This is a genomic window from Paenibacillus sp. lzh-N1, assembly GCF_002872435.1.
GTDB classification, from domain to species: domain Bacteria; phylum Bacillota; class Bacilli; order Paenibacillales; family Paenibacillaceae; genus Paenibacillus; species Paenibacillus polymyxa_C.
In genome coordinates, this window is sequence record NZ_CP025696.1 from 4,595,782 (window position 1) to 4,613,007 (window position 17,226).

General features: G+C 39.9%; 14 protein-coding genes and 1 pseudogene. 3 read left to right on the top strand and 12 right to left on the bottom strand.

Annotated elements, in window-relative coordinates; translation table 11 throughout:
- Positions 1 to 208 precede the first annotated feature (208 nt).
- The 3 genes and pseudogenes from C0638_RS20620 to C0638_RS20630 form a co-directional block, all read right to left on the bottom strand.
- Positions 209 to 1,144, bottom strand: a pseudogene (locus C0638_RS20620) (glycosyl hydrolase); the annotation flags it as partial.
- The gene (locus C0638_RS25855) at positions 1,120 to 1,362 is read right to left on the bottom strand and encodes a hypothetical protein (RefSeq protein ID WP_058711891.1); all 243 of its coding nucleotides are present in this window, start codon (positions 1,360 to 1,362) and stop codon (positions 1,120 to 1,122) included. The pseudogene C0638_RS20620 and the gene C0638_RS25855, both read right to left, overlap by 25 nt.
- An 845-nt stretch (positions 1,363 to 2,207) precedes the next feature.
- Positions 2,208 to 2,450, bottom strand: a complete 243-nt coding sequence (locus tag C0638_RS20630; protein WP_052452911.1) for a BlaI/MecI/CopY family transcriptional regulator — start codon at positions 2,448 to 2,450, stop codon at positions 2,208 to 2,210.
- A gap of 129 nt (positions 2,451 to 2,579) precedes the next feature.
- Here C0638_RS20630 and C0638_RS20635 point away from each other — a divergent pair, with 129 nt between their 5' ends.
- A complete protein-coding gene (locus C0638_RS20635; RefSeq protein ID WP_040103717.1) occupies positions 2,580 to 3,035 on the top strand; it encodes a hypothetical protein in 456 nt (151 codons plus the stop codon).
- 115 nt (positions 3,036 to 3,150) lie between these two features.
- Here C0638_RS20635 and C0638_RS20640 read toward each other — a convergent pair.
- Positions 3,151 to 4,313 (bottom strand): IS3 family transposase gene (locus C0638_RS20640; RefSeq protein ID WP_442792738.1). Its coding sequence is split into 2 segments (ribosomal slippage): positions 3,151 to 4,049 and positions 4,049 to 4,313, totalling 1,164 coding nucleotides; the frame shifts between segments, so codons are not numbered across the junction.
- A gap of 219 nt (positions 4,314 to 4,532) precedes the next feature.
- Complete coding sequence (locus tag C0638_RS20645; protein ID WP_013371222.1) at positions 4,533 to 5,921, bottom strand: MFS transporter; 1,389 nt, start codon at positions 5,919 to 5,921, stop codon at positions 4,533 to 4,535.
- A 347-nt stretch (positions 5,922 to 6,268) separates the two neighbouring features.
- Here C0638_RS20645 and C0638_RS20650 point away from each other — a divergent pair, with 347 nt between their 5' ends.
- Positions 6,269 to 7,252 (top strand): LacI family DNA-binding transcriptional regulator, encoded by a 984-nt coding sequence (locus C0638_RS20650; protein WP_040103720.1) that lies wholly within the window; start codon positions 6,269 to 6,271, stop codon positions 7,250 to 7,252.
- 249 nt (positions 7,253 to 7,501) lie between these two features.
- On the opposite strand, the gene C0638_RS20655 is transcribed toward C0638_RS20650, so the two are convergent.
- From C0638_RS20655 to C0638_RS20680, 6 genes are all read right to left on the bottom strand, one after another.
- Positions 7,502 to 8,971 carry a glycoside hydrolase family 32 protein gene (locus C0638_RS20655; RefSeq protein ID WP_058712388.1) on the bottom strand — a complete coding sequence of 490 codons (1,470 nt, stop codon included), beginning with the start codon at positions 8,969 to 8,971 and terminating at the stop codon, positions 7,502 to 7,504.
- A 26-nt stretch (positions 8,972 to 8,997) separates the two neighbouring features.
- Entirely contained in the window at positions 8,998 to 10,233 is a 1,236-nt protein-coding gene (locus C0638_RS20660; RefSeq protein WP_058712386.1) for an MFS transporter, read from the bottom strand.
- 199 nt (positions 10,234 to 10,432) lie between these two features.
- On the bottom strand, positions 10,433 to 11,416 hold the full coding sequence (locus tag C0638_RS20665; protein ID WP_058712387.1) for a LacI family DNA-binding transcriptional regulator: 984 nt from the start codon (positions 11,414 to 11,416) through the stop codon (positions 10,433 to 10,435).
- Between the two features lie 305 nt (positions 11,417 to 11,721).
- Positions 11,722 to 13,764 (bottom strand): serine hydrolase domain-containing protein, encoded by a 2,043-nt coding sequence (locus C0638_RS20670; protein WP_102163738.1) that lies wholly within the window; start codon positions 13,762 to 13,764, stop codon positions 11,722 to 11,724.
- A gap of 123 nt (positions 13,765 to 13,887) precedes the next feature.
- A complete protein-coding gene (locus C0638_RS20675) occupies positions 13,888 to 15,189 on the bottom strand; it encodes an ATP-binding protein (protein ID WP_058712422.1) in 1,302 nt (433 codons plus the stop codon).
- 1 nt (position 15,190) lies between these two features.
- Positions 15,191 to 15,931: a LytR/AlgR family response regulator transcription factor gene (locus tag C0638_RS20680; protein WP_058712423.1), complete on the bottom strand. Its 741-nt coding sequence runs from the start codon at positions 15,929 to 15,931 to the stop codon at positions 15,191 to 15,193.
- Positions 15,932 to 16,153: 222 nt separating this feature from the next.
- Between C0638_RS20680 and C0638_RS26090 the strand changes: the two genes are divergently transcribed.
- Positions 16,154 to 16,453, top strand: coding sequence for a MerR family DNA-binding transcriptional regulator (locus C0638_RS26090; RefSeq protein ID WP_324911114.1), 300 nt, complete (start codon positions 16,154 to 16,156; stop codon positions 16,451 to 16,453).
- Between the two features lie 152 nt (positions 16,454 to 16,605).
- On the opposite strand, the gene C0638_RS20690 is transcribed toward C0638_RS26090, so the two are convergent.
- On the bottom strand, positions 16,606 to 17,103 hold the full coding sequence (locus C0638_RS20690; RefSeq protein WP_102163740.1) for a GNAT family N-acetyltransferase: 498 nt from the start codon (positions 17,101 to 17,103) through the stop codon (positions 16,606 to 16,608).
- Between the last annotated feature and the right edge of the window lie 123 nt (positions 17,104 to 17,226).

Here is a 17,226-nt window from a genome sequence, read left to right on the forward strand (position 1 = left end):
AGGCGGACGCTCTTGCCGCCATTTAAATCAGTTGCATGAGCCTATTTCCCTGCTCTGCCTCTCTTGTTCACCAAATCGGAAGCCAGCCTCCTTGCTACAGATGCCCAAGCTGGTTCGATCAGTAATCCGTATCCGCAACGGAGACTTTGGCTGTTCATTGTGCACTTACGACACACCGTTAATTGTTTTGGCCGTAATGATCTACATCCGGTAGCTCATCAAGTGTGATTACATTTGGATGGTTGAACACTTTGTTCAAATGCTCCCGGCTGTTGTTTACGCCATCGGTCAGGAACTCTCCTGTCCAGGTAGTGAACCAGCTCCAGTTTGTTCCGTCACTGGAGAGTAAATCCGGATCCGGGATCGCGCCGTTCTCGGTTAATGCGACCAGCTTCTGATCGTTCACAAGCGAGACGAGTGCCTCATATTTGTCAGTGACTGGTCTATAATCGCCCGCAGACGGATAATGGTCCGTACTCACGATGTCTACAACATCGTGTCCCGGATACCACTCCGGTGCGCTAGAGTTCCAGATCCAAATCAAATTGTTCAGACCATGCACGTTCGTTAAGCGGTCATACACCAGGTGGTAAAGTTTCTTTGACGGCTCCGGACCTTTCGCGCCCCACCAGAACCATCCTCCTTCCGCTTCATGCAACGGCCGGAAGAGCACGGGGATTTTCGCATCTTTTAGCTTTTGAAGCTGTGACGCAATGGCATCGATATCCCGCAAAATAAGTTTATAATCTTCGGATTCCGGGTGATTCAACGCGTAATCAACGTCGAAAGTGGTGGAATCCCCGAAGAATCCCTTGTACCACTCTTTGCCGGACTGGTCAATTAAACCCTTCGGCGCGTTCCAATGCCATACGACGGTGACAATACCACCTTGGCTGTGCCAATCGATCGCATTCTCGATCTCGGAGGAGGAGGCGCCGTGCTCGACTCGAGACGGTGAATAATCCATCAGGTCGAATCCGACAATTGCTGGCTTTTTACCAATCGCGTCCTGCATCCAACTAATGTTAGAGCTGTTCTGCTGACCGGATAGTATACTCTTGCCGTATTGATCGACAAGATAACTCATCAACGATTTGGCTTCAGGCGAAGCGTTGGGATTTACGAGTGTCTTCCTAACTTGATGTTGCTTAGTGACCGTCGATTTTGAAATTCGGCCACCCCCCCGTTCAGAACGCCTGATCCTGCTTCATACACAGCTTCAGACACGGTAACCGGTTCTTCGGATGCATGAGCAAAATAGTTAATATTGCTCTCTGCGCCTGCCGTTATTGGTAGCGAGAATAATAACGCTGCCCCGGTCAGGGCGCTGATCAAGCTCTTCTTTTTTTTGAATGAATTCATATTGGTTATCCTCCTAATGTTTATATCTTGCTGTCTGTTATCACAAGATAAAGTCTGTTATGTAAGAAACAAGAAGTTATCAAAAAACCTAATCCCACGATCTCAAGTATTTTATTCTGTTTTAGCCTCCTTTTTTTGTGCATAACATAATCCATTTTTCTAATACACTCCCTCCCTAAGAATCGGCTGGTTGACTGATACCATCAATCGCAAAGTACATTATTTTTTTGTTTAGCGAGTTGATCCCATCTTCCTATATGAAAAGGTTTTTGGCGAATCCTCAATTATATCGACTTCAAGGAAAAAAATTGAAATAGTTCTATTGGAGTGAAAATTATTTCGTATAACAACAAACTTTCAATTTCTGCAAAGAGTGGTAGAGACTAAGTGTGTGATAAAGAGAATATTGCCGTTTCATTTTTATGAATCTTTAATTCACCCTTATGAATTTTGATTTAAATTATTGTTATTCTTGTACTATATAGAGGATTCATACTCACACACTTAAGTGGTGAAAACGAATCAGTTTACTTCTTCCACGTAGCTCGAGGACGAACAGATCAAAATGAAGATAGCGGATGTTGTAAAGAGGTAAGAGGAATCTACGACTATCGACGGGTCAAAGTGTAGGTCGAGAAGAAGCTTGATGAACGAGATGAGGAGTTAAAACCTATCTGCCATCAAAGACCTATATAACAATGAGATTATCGCCTATTAGATCAGCTGCAGGAAATGACTTGAAATTCCTTTAGTCATTTTCAAATTTATGGATCCCCACAGTTCGAACCGCAGCGATTATAAGAATCAGTAATGATGCCGAAAGGATTATACTCTGAATGTCCACTTCACTCACCTCTTTCCAGATCTTCGACAAGACGTTTCAACTTAGCAATCTCTTCGGACGACAAGTTTCGGTGACCTAAAATGGAAACAATCAGTTTATCGGCACCACCGTCATACATTTTATTGATAAGCTCTGGAGTTTCCAGTTCCTGAGCCTGTTGCTGTGTGATTAACGGCCTGCAATAGAATTGCGGGTCTACCCGTTGTATGGTTCCTTGATAAATCGGGGATGTATAGTTAACCATTTTAACAACTGTACCCGCATTACTTATGAAGCACAATTTGGCAAGGTACGAACAACGATATGGAAAGGGATGTGATATACTTAGGGGATAATTTTAGAAAGTTTATTTTATCTCAGAGGAGTAGTCGAGATGCTATCGGAAAAAGTGGTCAATTATTGCAAAAGCAAAAACTGGTGGTTTGAAGACATTACAGAAGAGTATGAACACGCATTAGCAAAGTTAGGCATCGATTTGGGTTCAGATTTTGCTGCGTTTTATTTGCATGCAGAGGATGGACCGACTTTCTTTAATAGACGACGTGAAATCTACCAAATTTGTTGGTTTATGATTAATTCTTCGGATTATATGTTAGGCATGGGGAGAACTCATGTCGTTTTAAACATGCCTGAAGAATATATTCCGTTGGATAACTTTGAAGGGGAGTTCGGCTTTTTTTATAATAAGAACACAGATGAAGTGGTAGGCTTAGGATTGGGCCAGCAGATGGAGGATTTTTTTGCTGGCAAATTGAATTCGCAATGGAAAAGCTTTAACTCCTTCTTAGAGTGGTATTTTGAACTGACAGATTCTTCTGTGACTATATAGAAAAAGGTCGTCAGCTACTGCCGCACTGGAGCTAATCTGATCGTGGAATGCTCCAAAAAGGACAGGCGCGCTGTGGTCATACCCCTGTCAAGTAGACAGAACTAAAAAGACATCTTTAAGCAGCAACCGTTTCTCGGTATTCAATCGGGGAACGGTTGTTTAATTTTTTCTGAAATCTATTTTCATTATAAAAAGAAATGTACTCCCGTACGTGTTGTTCTACCTCCGCTAGGGTTCCGGGTTTCGTTAAATAAATCTTCTCTGTTTTAAGATGGGAGAAGAAGGATTCTATACAGGCATTGTCTAGGCAATTTCCACGCCTTGAATGGCTCCCAAGCATGCCAAGCCGCTTAAGTTTGCGGTTAAACGGCTTGGAGGTATACTGAAAACCCTGGTCTGAATGGAGAATGACACCCTCCATGTTCACGTTCTTACTTAGAACGTCTAGCGTCTCGCTAACTAGAGCAAGGTCATTTCGTTCCGAAAGACGCCAAGCCACGATTTCATTGTTAAACAGATCTTGAATGACAGAGAGATATACAAACCGCTCTCCAGCTCGTATGTATGTAATATCGGTAACCAGCTTGGATAAAGGAGCATCTGACTGAAATTGTCGATCTAATCGGTTGGCATTTACCACAGATGCCTGTTTGCCAAAAAAGCGCCGCTTCTTTCGAATGACGGAACGGATTCCTAATTTCTTCATTAGGCGGTACACCTTTTTGTGATTGACCAAGATACCTTCTCTACGTAAAGCAACGGTCATCCGCAGATAACCAAAATAGGGATGGATCCGGTGGATCGACAACATATGCGATTCCAGAAGCTCTTCTTCTTGCTTACGCTGCTGGGTTGTTTGCTGATTCTTTCTCCATTTATAATATCCTGCCCGAGAAACATGGGCTAATTCAAGTAACCATTTCAACGAATATCGTGTTCGCATTCCCTCAATAATTTCAAACCTCGCTTCTTTCCTCGTCACTCCTTGTGTAGATTTGGATACTGCTTTTTTAAATATTCAATCTCCGCCCGTAGATACGCCATCTCCTCTTCCATACTGGAAAATTTCGTTTTGGGTCGTCCCTGCCTTGTGGTCGTTGGCTGGAGGTTCTCCCCCGCTCGATGTTTCATCACCCAGCTTTGCACTTGGGATTTATGGCGAATGTCCAATTGTTTCGTCACTTCACGAATACTCATATGTTCTTCGTTCACCAACCGGACTGCCTCCATCTTTACATCTAAGGAGTATTGCCGGAATGATTGTCCCTTTTTAGCCATGAAAAATCCCCTCCGTTCAACAAGATTAAGTCCATCTTAACAGATGTCTTTTCTCTCTTGTCTACTAGAAGGGGATAATACCAGCTGCCCTGTCCTTTTATAAATGAATAAAATCCGAATACCCCTCTATGAAAAAAGCAGCCCCTCTTGAACTGCCTTACTGCTAGTCACTTCAACAATAGGATGAATTCATTCATGGGCTACCTCATTTACAAGTAGCTATTCAGCGTTTTTTAAGAATTCAAGCTCTTTGACAATACCGGGAAATAATTTATCTAGATTGTAAAATGCCAGCAATAAAATTTGCAGGATAGCCAAGATAATTGGAACGTAGATAAACATGAAATGAATAGACGCTAGCGCAGTAGTACTGATTGTAGCTTGTCCACCAGCATATCCTCCCAATGCCAGTCCCCAACCGATAAGTGCCGCTCCCAAACCGCCTCCCGCTTTTGTGCCGAAACTGCCTGCACTGTACACCAGTCCTTCGGTGCGCATCCCTGTCTTCCATTCGCCATATTCAATGGTATCTGCCAACATAGCAAAGAAGGTTCCGAGAATAGCGGCATGCCCAAGCGCTTTAATAACGAGTCCCAGACAGACCGCCATCAGACTTGTGGGGCTGACGGCAATGACAAGCGATCCGACAATCAGGAGGATACTTCCGATAATGGAGGAATTTCGTTTACCGATCCGCTTGACGACGGGGGGCAATAGCATATAACCAAACAGGGAAGGAAGCAGTAAGGATATGCCGAGGACTCCAATCAGATTGGCGTCTTTTAACACATAACGTGCGTAGTAAATATTCATACCTGTGCCCAGTGCGTTATTTATAAAATAGACCACAGCAAACCCAAGGATCAATTTCCAATACTTATTACGCATCAGCGCTCCAAAAGCGCGTCCAAACGGAATTGGCTTTTGTACAACAGATGGAGTAACCCTTTCCTTGGTACTGAAGAAGGTAACGAGAAATAAAAAGGTTCCGAGCAAGCCAAATATAATAAAGGTGTAAATCCACCCTTTTTGACCGCCGCCGAATGACTTCACTAACGGGAGGGTGAAATAATTAATTAGCAAGGCACCAATATTCGCTAGACTCATACGAAAAATATTAAGCAGAGAACGCTGGTAAGAATCCTGCGTTATCATGGAATTAAGCACACCATAAGGGACGTTAATGCTGGAATAGATAAAGTTCATTAGCAGATAGGTAACGTAAATGTATAGAATAGTGATCGTCATATTTCCACTTGGAACCGTGAACAAAAGAATTCCAGACAATGCAAATGGCCCGGACATCCACAGTAACCAAGGACGGGCCTTTCCGTGTCTGCTCTTCGTTTTATCAATCAAAGCCCCAATCGCGACATCAATAAACGCATCCAGTACGCGTGCAACTAGCATTAAAGTACCAATGACACCAGCGCTGATCCCGATTACATCTGTGTAAAAATAGGACAGAAAAGTCATTGCGGCGGCAAACAGCAACTGGCTGGCAAAATCACCGAATCCATAACCAATTTTTTCTTTCAGCGTAATATTTGAACCGGTTTGCACTGAAGTCTCATTTCCCATTACAACAATATCGCTCGAACTTCTCATGCTCATGCTCCTTTTCCCTTGTTATTCTCTACAATTCAATGCCATCAAGAAAACGTTTTCTTAATCATCAAAAAAACAAGCTGAAATACCTTGAATCCAGCTGATTATTGGTAAAAACAATTGTTTTTGTCCAGAAAATACTAGAAAACGTTTTCCGGGGTTGATTATACTCTCCTTATAAACCAAGGTCAAGCGCTTTCTTTGCTCTGGAATCTTTGTTAAACTCAATAAACAATTCAATAAACTGATATAATTAATTCAATCCACTTTGAGAAACTTTTTCTAAATAAATACTTGCTTGAAAGTCGGTGTGTACAATGAAAATGACTATAAAAGATGTGGCTCGAATGGCCAACGTCTCCATTTCAACGGTTTCCAGAGTAATCAATAACAGCCAGACGGTGAACAGTGAAATACGCAAACGAGTTCAGGATGTCCTTGAAGCCACTCAATTCCGTCCAAATGCCATAGCACGGACACTGGTAAAGAATGATACATCTCTGATTGGGGTACTTCTGCCCGCGATTAAAAACAACGTCTTTGATGACATGGTTGAAGGCATCAATCAAGTAGCGCACCTATACGGCTTCGATGTCATAATCGCCTTGTCAGGGGGGGACGAGGATTCTGAAATACACTATTACAATATGTTCCGTGAAATGCAGGCGAGCGGAATTATTATATCGGTAAGCGAAATCCGGGATGCGCTATTTGCGCTCATTGAAGCGGCGGGAATTCCCTGCATCCTTGTCGGACGGGATTTTCGAGACCAATCCATTCCTTCCGTGCATGTTGACAACATAACGGCTGCTTTTGAGGCGGTAACTTATCTAATTCAGCAGGGGCATCAAGATATAGCGATGCTGCAGGGACCAGCGGGGGATATTTCAGTGGGCAATCAGCGTTTTTTGGGCTATGAACAGGCATTGAAGACCGCTCACCTGCCAGTGCGTGCCGAACGTGTGTTGGAAAGCGGCTTTTCAGTTGAAGACGGCATAACCTCTATGAGAAAACTTTATCATTCAGGCCCATTGCCTAGTGCGGTGTTCTGCGCAACGGACCGAATTGCCATAGGTGCTATGAACTTTCTGGCCGAAAATGGTGTGAAAATACCTGAACAGGTCTCCTTCTTGGGATTTGACGACATTGATATGGCTACAATAATCCGGCCTAAATTATCAACTGTCCGATATTCAGCATCCGAACTGGGCATGGTTGCCGCCCGCAATCTCATTAAGCTTATTAGAGGAGAAGAATTAGCAGCTGTCCACTGGTCCATATCGCATCAGTTAGAAATTCGGGACAGCATTACAAAACATGGAGTATCCTAACCTTTGATGCTCCTACGCGGTTACTGGAAGTGCTTAACCGGCTGGGATGGCCTTTTCAGCGAATCCGACGCCGAATAATGGAAACGTTCTCTTGTGTTTTTCCAAAAGGGTATGATTGAGGATACGCAGAAACCAGGCTCGGTTTAGTTGGCTATCATGTAGGTGAGCATTTCCGGGGAAAGTCGCCATTGCCGAAAAGGTTGCTTTCTAAGTCATTACAAGGACTCAGAAAGCAACCTTTTCATCGAGTTATTCAGCTTGCCAGATATCTTTCAATTTCCAGTATGTCAACTCATTTACTAGAGCCTCTCCGCGCTCCGCTACGAGTTCTATGCCTAGCAGTTTTTCACTCGGATAGATGCGACTTGTCATCGTAGCTTGCCCTTCATTCGCAAATATTTCAATGGATGAGCGATCCAGATATACATGTAACGTCAGCTGCCCCTCTGCACTTAAGGCTGTTTGACGTACTCCATCCGTCTTTTTGCCCGAATTAGAACAATCAAGCATAAGTTTCTGACCCGCGATAGAATAAGTGATAACCGTTTCCTCCTCACCTGTTCCGCGAAGCTTCAAGCCTACCAGGTCTGCACTTGACTTCGTCAGGTCGAACACGACCTTCACTTCAAGCAGATCCGCTTCAACTTCCGTCAAGTAACTTCCAGAAATAGCGCGATATTGGTACAAAACATGTTCGCTTTGACGAAGCAACTTCATTTCCTCTACTGGATTCATCAGCAATTTATTATTGGCACCCAACGTAATTACACGTGGGATCGTCAGTGCTCCGGACCAGCCGTCTGCTTTCGTCGGCATACCCGATTCCCACATATCCATCCAACCAATCGCAATGCGGCGACCTTGATCATCTAGAAAAGTTTGAACCGCATAGAAGTCATGACCATTATCCAACTCGATGAACTCTCCATGTTTATATTCATTACTATCATAATTATATTCGCCAACATAATATCCCGTCTGGAACAAGTTATTGTACTTATCTCCTTGTGCATCAATACCTTGTGGGGAGAACATAAATATATGCTTACCGTTCAGTTCAAAGAAATCAGGGCACTCCCACATGAAGCCCATATTTTTATCTCCCTGCAGAAGCACACCATGATAGGTCCAAGTTCTAAGATCAGGAGATGTATATAGAATAACACGCGGCAGATCTTCTTTCGTGCTGTTACCTAGGATCATGTACCATGTATCCTCATGCTTCCATACCTTCGGATCACGGAAATGCTGGGAGCTATCTGTCGGAGGTTCAGCGATTACGGGATTCTGCCCTAGTTTTGTAAAATGAATACCGTCTGTACTAACTGCCACATTTTGATTTTGGAAAAAGATATTGTTTGGCTGATCAATATAGTGATGGCCAGTATAGATCAATGTCAGTTCGCCGTTATTATCTACTGCGCTGCCTGAGAAGCAGCCATCAAGGTCACACGCATCTCCAGGTGCTAATGCAATCGGACAATGCTCCCAGTGTACAAGGTCTTTACTCTTCACATGACCCCAATGCATTGGACCCCAGTTCTCATCATAAGGATGATGCTGATAGAAGGCGTGATATTCACCTTTAAATTGAATTAATCCATTGGGGTCGTTAATCCAGTTGGCCGGTGCCATAATATGATAACCTAATCGGTACCGCTTGTTCATTTTCGCTTCTGCTTGTTTTAATGCTTCCTCAGCTTGCTTCGTGTTGTTAATATATGTGCTGTTCATTTGTCTTCCTCCTATGCTGTTTTAATATGCTTGTTAGGCTTGGGTTCTAGCTTTTTCGGTTCTTTCTTTAAGGTAAAGATTGAGATGGTTGTAAAGGCGAATACGAAAACACCCATAATTACGTACGTATTTGCAAAGCCTCTAATGTCATAAGACATACCGGCGATTGGCGAGAAGATCGAAGCTCCTACCTGACTCGTAAACTGGTATCCCACCAGATATAGGATCGAAGACAGACGCGTATCGAAATTAGCAGCCAAGTACTTAAATACGGCGATCAGCATGATTGGCAGTTCCAATGCGTGGATCAATTTCATAGCTGAGATACCATAAGGTCCAATAACTAAGCCTGAACCCATGATCCGGAACGCCATCAAGAATCCTGCCAATATCAGACCCTTTTTTGCCCCAATTTTGTTGATAATGAAAGGCGCTAAGAACATCATGCCTGCTTCCAGGAATACTTGTAGAGAATTTAAATAACCGTAAACTTGATTGCCTAAAGCAACCGTTGAGAACGTCGATGAAAAGTAATTCGGGAACTGCTGGTCATACACATTGTAAATACAAGTAACGCCAAGAACATATAAAATGAAGAACCACAAATGCTTATTTGCAAACAAATAGCCGATTTGCTTAAAGTTAACAGATTCTGCTCGCTCCATCTCGGAATCTGTCATCTCAACTTTAATTGTCATCATAATGATAAACAGAATGACAGCAGATACTGATGCAATCCAGAAGTTAATGTTAGGGTTGATATTGAAGAGTTGACCAGCGAAAAATGTTGCTGCTGCCCAACCTAGCGAGCCCCACATACGAGATTTTCCGTATTCAAAGTCATATTTTCGGCTGACTTTCTCGACATAAGATTCGATGGCTCCAATCCCTGCCAAAAAAGCAATACCCAAGTATAATCCACCTACAATGGCGCCGAGAAATACATTGTATTGAAGTAACGGTCCATAGATAAAGATATAGAAAGGACCCACAAATAAGAGTAAAGAACTGATTAGAAATAAAATATGCTTCTTCAATCCGATTTTGTCAGATATATAGCCATAAAGCGGTTGCATACATAGCGCAAAGATAGCGTTTACAGTAAAGATAACACCTGTTTCAGCGCCATTCAGACTGATTTCTTGCCCTAGCCAGATGGAGAACAATGAATAACTTGCTGACCAAGTAAAGAAGAAAAAGAAGAAATAAGCACTTAGTTTCCAGTACATGCTCTTTGACTTTCTCATATCGAACGCTCCTCTAAGTTGGACATTTAATGTAAATGAAAGCACTTTCGTATTTACAGATCGATTATATGTCAACCGCTTTCATATGTCAACCGCTTGACATAAATTCAAAAGAAAAAGAGCTCTCCTCTTTGATTTCAATTACTCTAATAAGGATAGCCCATCTTATATCACAATGCTGAAAACTATGAAAATTCTGTTAAGCTGTACTAGCTTCAATAAGTTTCACTGGTAGATAGGTTTCTCGCGGGACATCACTGAATCCACCTTCAATTTCTTTAATAAGTAACTCTATGGAAGATCTCGCGATTTCCTGTATTGGTTGCTGAATTGTCGTTAATTCAGGGAGAAGATTGCGGGTTGTTTCAGTTCCGTCATATCCAATTACGCGGATATCTTCAGGAACCCGTTTTCCTCTTCTTCTTGCTTCAGCAATAAAAGACGCAGCCACCATGTCATTACTCGCGAACAATCCATCTACTTCAGGATGTTCATCGAGCAAGCGTTTAATCGGTTCATCGTGATTCTGTTGGTGAAAGGGATCATGTACTTCATAGGTAATTGCCTTTCGACCATACTGCTCCATCACATCTTCATATGCTTTTCTTCTTAAGCTTGCTGGTGTTTCCAATTCAACAGGGCCATTTATGTGAAAAATATGCTTGCACCCCTTTTTAATAAGCAGTTCTGACGCCAGTTTGCCACCCAAATAATTATCTGATCCTACAACTGGGATTGAATCGGATAGGAAGCGATCGATCGCAATGACGGCAATATTCTTCTGTTCATAATTTACGATACCTCGGTTGTGTGTACCGACGATAATACCGTCAACTTGATTTCGCATAAGCATATCGACATAAGATTCTTCTTTATCCAGTTGATTTAAACTGTTACAAAGCAACAGCTTATAGCCTAATGACGCACAAATATTCTCTATATGGAAAGTCAGCTCTCCGAAAAATGGGTTGCTTGTTGTTGGAATGATTAATCCAATCAGATTTGTTCGTTTACTAAATAATGACCGAGCTACATCATTAGGAAAATAATTTAGCTCCTGCATCGCTTTATGAACTTGATCCTTTGTTTCTTGACTGATATAGCCACGATTGTTAAGTACGCGAGAAACCGTGGTCGGTGAAACTCCAGCTAATTGTGCAACATCGTTAAGTTTTGGTTTCATTGTTTCAACCTGCCTTCTCTCCATGCCAAGTCTCCAATTATCCTATTATTTTAACATGGTTAAACGTGAAAAACATGTCTTCAGCATTCCGTGCTGTATACGCATCAAGAATATTGTATACACATTAGCTCTTCCATTCTTCTCATATAAGCTTTTAATAAAGGTTTACATTTAAAGTCATCCCATCAATGAATTGGCTGAAGATGCTTCCAAGTACTAAGTTGCCCTGCTTTCCCTCGTGCTCATAGCGTCAAGGCGTTTTGAGATTAAAAGCCGCTCCTGAATTTTCAGGAGCGGCTACACGCTTAATTTATATTGATTTTAAATCCATCCCCTGCTTTGCCACCCAAAACGATCAATCCCCCTTGGGGCAGAACAACCGAATTGTTATGGCTGGCAGTTGAAAAATCTACAACCGCTCCGTTTTCATCATAGACAGCGAACCCTCCACTTGTTGGAACATCAACGGTCATCGTTTTATGGGCTGCGTTTTTATCTATTTTAAACCATGTGGCTTGGCCATTGGATGGTATAGTGTACTGTGATTTCCCACCTAGGATAGGTTTAATAGCATCCTCACTGATGTAGAACTGTCCATCTATGGTTAAATACTCTGAACCATCCTTGGTAGTAAAATTCAAATCAAATGCATCTCTTCCACTCATAACTGGAATTTCAACGGCATTAACAGCTTTATTCTTATCCACAATTTTAGTACCACTTGCGTACCCCTCATGATCAACAGATATTTTTTTCGTAATAAATGATGGAGCCAAATAAAAAATAGAAGATATCTTTTCATCCAGGGCATAATAATTTTTCCCGTTTCTATGTTCCCATGCCTTTTTAACTGTAGTATTTAGAGGATTGGCATCAAGCTTTTGATATTCATAATTTACCATAACCATTTGACCTAATCCCGGAAAGTTTAAATAGAAGTTAGCCTTAATATACGTATTTCCGTTTTTTTGTTTGTCAAAGCTTATGGCTACACTGCCATCACTGCTTTTGAATGCTCCATTGCCTGCATACACATATTTTTGCGCCGGGACGAGTCCATCCAGAAAAGCTGGTAACTCAAACTCTCCATTTTTAATCTCTACATTGATGGTTGTACCCACAGTGCCATATAATCCAGAATAAGAAAGCAAGTCAGATGGCATTTCCACTTTTACAGGAGGTTCAAATGTTTTATCCGGTAGAATGTCTTTAATGATGCCCTTGTCTTTTAAATGCTCCAATAAAACATTAGAAGCAAAAATACTATCTAGGATGGAAGACCCTCCAGATGAAAGCACAGCCATAGAGATATGATGCTCTGGTAGGGTGATCAAGACAGAGTGATACAAAACAGTGTCTCCCCCCTTGGACAACGCAGTTATTCCGTAATCACTAAATGGTGCCAAACGAACCGCGTCCCAGCCAAGGCCATAATTAAAGCTGTTTGTCTCTTCAGATACCCAGATTCCTTTTCGATATTCATGGCTTTGCATGGACTTTGCTGATTGTTCAGATAAAATATCAGTTCTATTCCCTGTTAATACTTCTGCAAACTGGGTCAATTCTTCTGCGGTAGAGTATAAGCCCCCTGTCCCGATGACATTGGCATTTTCAACGGGTAAGGCTCCCTCAATCGCAGGAAAATAAGTTTTGGACAGCTTTTGTCTATCAAACTGATCGAGTGGTGTTTTCGTAGAGTTCAAACCCAAAGGGGCACTAACATGCTTTGCCAGAAATTCGGTATAACTTAGACCACTCACCCGTTCAACCAATATTTCAAGCAATTGAAAACTATCATTACTATATACAGAATATTCGCCGGGGTTGGATTTTAAAGTTTCTGATTGTAATCTCAGTAAGAGCTTATCATGATTTTCTGTATCATTGTCATTAAATAACATACTATTTTTATAGTGAGCACCGTAAAGGCCTGACGAATGATTTAACAGCATACGCGGTGTGATTTTTTTGTATCTTTCATCAGCCATTGTAAAATCCTTAATGTATGTTGTTAGTGGCTGATCAATATCTACCTTATGGGCATCTACCAGCATCATCGTTGCAGCAGATACAAACATTTTGCTTGTAGAGCCTATACCGAACATCGTATCGTTAGTGATTGGCTCGTTGGTTGCTTTATTCTTTACACCCACGCTATCCGATAATACGATGTTTCCATGGTCCATAATGGCATACTGCACACCGCTAACACCGTATTTGGATACCAGCTCCGAGGCCAGATTACGCGCCTTTTCCTTAATGGGTTTAGGATTGTCTTGAGCAAAAGCATTCGTCATCGGCAGTACAAAAAGCATGGCCGAAATGAACACAGCTATTATTTTCTTCATACCATATTTCCTCCTCTTATAGGTTCCCAGATTTTATTTCTGGACTGATCATACAATGAACGAGGATTCCATATAGCAAAGTCATCCTAAAACGAAAAAAACAATCCCTAAACAGCATTATGTTTAAGGACTGTCCTTATAAAATGGCAATAAAACCATATTATTGAATATTTTATTTTTCGTTTCAATGGTCATGTTTCCACCGTATCTGTCACATATTCTGGATATATTCGTTAAGCCAATACCATGAATATCCGGGTTTGATTTTTGACTATGCAAATGGGCAACTTCATTCTCCATATGATTCAGAATGTGAATGAAAAGCGCAGATTCATTGGAATGTATTTTAATAAGAATGTACCTATCATCCGCAATTTTGATCTTTTTAGATGCTTCTATGGCATTATCCAGCATATTACCCAGAGCGACACACAAGTCATAACGTTCAATACTTACTTTTTGTGAGTATAAGTTGAGCTGGGTATCCACCTTGATGCCATTGGCCTGAGCAATATTAAGACTATTTGTGACAAGAGCATCTATAACCAGATTACCGGTGTTAACCCTCTGATAGGCTCCTTCGATTTTATTTAATGTGACCTTAATATGTTCACTTGCCTCAGCTAATTCATTTCTCTTGATACATTCGTCAATATACAAAAACTGTTGGTGTGTGTCGTGAATGATTCTTTTCATATTTTTAAAGCTGTGAACCGTTTTTTCATAGTTAGCATCTTGGTAGTCCATCTGATGTTGTAGTTGAGCATTTTCATGCATTAACTGGAATTTTTCAATGACATTATCGAAGATGTATATGATAAAAACATTTAAGGAAATAAAGCCAATAATAGATACAAAATAATACATATTCTTCTCACTATAAACCGATAAAACATTGACCTGGTATATACTTATAATAGGAACGATTAGAAATAAAATGTAATAACGGGCATGCAAAGGGAAGGTTCTGCGTTTGGCAAATAATCGTATAATCTGAATGACAGCAAACATGATAATACAGCTGAGTAACATAACCTTAGAAAATATCAAGTGATCTTGACTGCTCAAATGGCTAAGGTTGCTAACTTTAACAGAGTCTACAGTATATAAAATATAAAGAGATATAAAATTAACGATGGTGATCAACACAGCATAAAGGATGGAAAAAATGATCTTTGTCTTTATTTCCACAGTATAAGACTGGGCCAAGCTAAATATGACAAATAACGCCAAAATGGAGGAAAACGTAGGAGACAGATAAACACTTAAATATAAAAAATTCATCAACCCGAAAATAATGAAATACATCATTCTGTTCGGCTTTCGACTGGACTTATCAAAAACCGAGTTGAAGTAAAAATTCACCTGAAAGCACATCACCAGTACAACACATAGGTTAAGAAACAGGGAGTTATATTCCATCATATTAATGCATCTTCATGATCATAAATTTGGTATATAGGTCTTTAACTTCTTTTATTTTAGAACGTCCAATAGGCAACTTCACATCATTTGACATCAGAACATCACCGCCAGCAAATTTTTTGACATGAATTAAGTTTATAATAATCGAACGATGAATTTGCAGAAAATTATATTCCTTTAATGCTAAAGCATAATCTGAAAGAATCCCTTTGCTATCATAGGTTTGTGTAGAGGTTACAAAATGCAGTTTGTTTTTTATGGTCAAGCTTTTGGCCACTTCAATACTAATGATATCATCATATTTTAAAAGCACTTCTTCATAAGCTGACTTGATGATAACGAATTTTTTATCAAGTGATTGAAAATACTGACACAGTTTTATCATTTTTTCTTCAAAGATATGGGAAGCAATCGGTTTTATTAAGTACTGAAAGGTAACTACGTCAAAGCTTTCTAGCATATATTCGGGATAGCTCGTTAAAAAAATGATCTGTTCATCAAGGTGACGTAAACTCCTTATTTTTTGAGCTGTTTGAATTCCGTTCATGCCGTTCATTTCAATATCCAATATTAAGATATGGAATGGCGATTCATGGTTTAAATAATGAGCTACCAGCTGTTCTCCAGAGTTGAATAACTCAATTTTAAATTCTATATTTGTTTTGATGGATAAAGCAATCAGCATATTTTTAACAAGCTCTCTTTGCTTGTACTCATCATCGCAAATAGCTACTCTATACATAAATGCCATACACCTCTTCCCCATTGCATGTTGCGTGGAATTATAGTCTGAACAGTATACAATATTTTAATATTCTATACATAGCTTTTGGATAAAACGCAAATTCAAATCCCTTAAATGCGAGTTATTGTGTAAGAGCACAACTTGTGATTTATTAGGAGAGTAGGAATTGATGTATTAGCAGAACGACGACTTTCACACATAACCTTATTGGAGGAATTTATGGAGAACAAAAAGTATTTTTCAATTGGGGAAGTTTCTAGATTGAAAAATGTTACGATAAAAGCCTTGCGTTATTATCATAATATTGGCTTGTTAATACCTGCATACATTAATCCCGATAACGGTTATCGCTATTATACAATTAATCAATTCATCTATCTGGATATTATAAAAATTAGTAAGCAAAGTAATGTAAGTGTTAAAGAAATTAAAGCCTTATTTGCTAAAGCCTATACTAATTACCTTAAACTTTACTTAGAGCAGAAAAATGAAGAAATTTATAAAGAAATAAAGAAATAAAGAAATTAGAGGAATTTAATAAACAAATAGAAATATTAAGGACAGCTATTCATTCATCTGAAGATGAACTTATGAATAATGGATTTAATATTCAGACATTTGAAAACAGATACTTTTTAAGTTTACCTACTCAAGGTGGACTGACTTTTAGCTTAAAGTTTGTATTCATAAATAAAATTTGTATTTTCGAGTTTGCCGATAGGTAGATTAAATACAGTTACTGCTTCATCAAGACGGACAAATCCATTATGGTCATAGAATCCATAGTTACTCATTGTGTCTGTATACACATAAATTTTAGTTGCTTTTGTATCTCTTAAGTAAGAGATGAGTTCAACAAATACTTTTCGTTCTATGTCATTTAGATTTAAGAGTTGTAGTAATTCACTTGTATAATCTTCCTGAAGCATTCTATAAGATGTTGTTTCACCAACTCTTGAACCAAAAATAACACCAATGACTTCTCCATCTAATGTAGCTACTCTTCCAAAAGTACTTTTATTTAATATTGGACTTATGAACATCATTGTAACTGCTGCATTTATCACGCCCTCATCCTCTATAAAATCCTTTGCGTTCCAAGTATCCGCAATAATTGCTTTAATAGGTTCTATATCTTTTTTTCTAATGTCTCTAATATCTAAGTTCATTTTGATTCCTCCTTTTAATTGATTAGCTTACAAATTGAGTTTAATGTATCCCCTAATGGGGAGAGTCAAGTATTTAATGCAATGCTTTTTCTCAACTAACCGTTTAAATAGTTATGTTAGACT

Coding starts and splice junctions, on each gene's coding strand:
- C0638_RS25855 (WP_058711891.1), bottom strand. CDS start 1,362: ATGAATTCATTCAAAAAAAAGAAGAGCTTGATCAGCGCCCTGACCGGG.
- C0638_RS20630 (WP_052452911.1), bottom strand. CDS start 2,450: ATGGTTAACTATACATCCCCGATTTATCAAGGAACCATACAACGGGTA.
- C0638_RS20635 (WP_040103717.1), top strand. CDS start 2,580: ATGCTATCGGAAAAAGTGGTCAATTATTGCAAAAGCAAAAACTGGTGG.
- C0638_RS20645 (WP_013371222.1), bottom strand. CDS start 5,921: ATGAGAAGTTCGAGCGATATTGTTGTAATGGGAAATGAGACTTCAGTG.
- C0638_RS20650 (WP_040103720.1), top strand. CDS start 6,269: ATGGCCAACGTCTCCATTTCAACGGTTTCCAGAGTAATCAATAACAGC.
- C0638_RS20660 (WP_058712386.1), bottom strand. CDS start 10,233: ATGAGAAAGTCAAAGAGCATGTACTGGAAACTAAGTGCTTATTTCTTC.
- C0638_RS20665 (WP_058712387.1), bottom strand. CDS start 11,416: ATGAAACCAAAACTTAACGATGTTGCACAATTAGCTGGAGTTTCACCG.
- C0638_RS20670 (WP_102163738.1), bottom strand. CDS start 13,764: ATGAAGAAAATAATAGCTGTGTTCATTTCGGCCATGCTTTTTGTACTG.
- C0638_RS20675 (WP_058712422.1), bottom strand. CDS start 15,189: ATGATGGAATATAACTCCCTGTTTCTTAACCTATGTGTTGTACTGGTG.
- C0638_RS20680 (WP_058712423.1), bottom strand. CDS start 15,931: ATGTATAGAGTAGCTATTTGCGATGATGAGTACAAGCAAAGAGAGCTT.
- C0638_RS26090 (WP_324911114.1), top strand. CDS start 16,154: ATGGAGAACAAAAAGTATTTTTCAATTGGGGAAGTTTCTAGATTGAAA.
- C0638_RS20690 (WP_102163740.1), bottom strand. CDS start 17,103: ATGAACTTAGATATTAGAGACATTAGAAAAAAAGATATAGAACCTATT.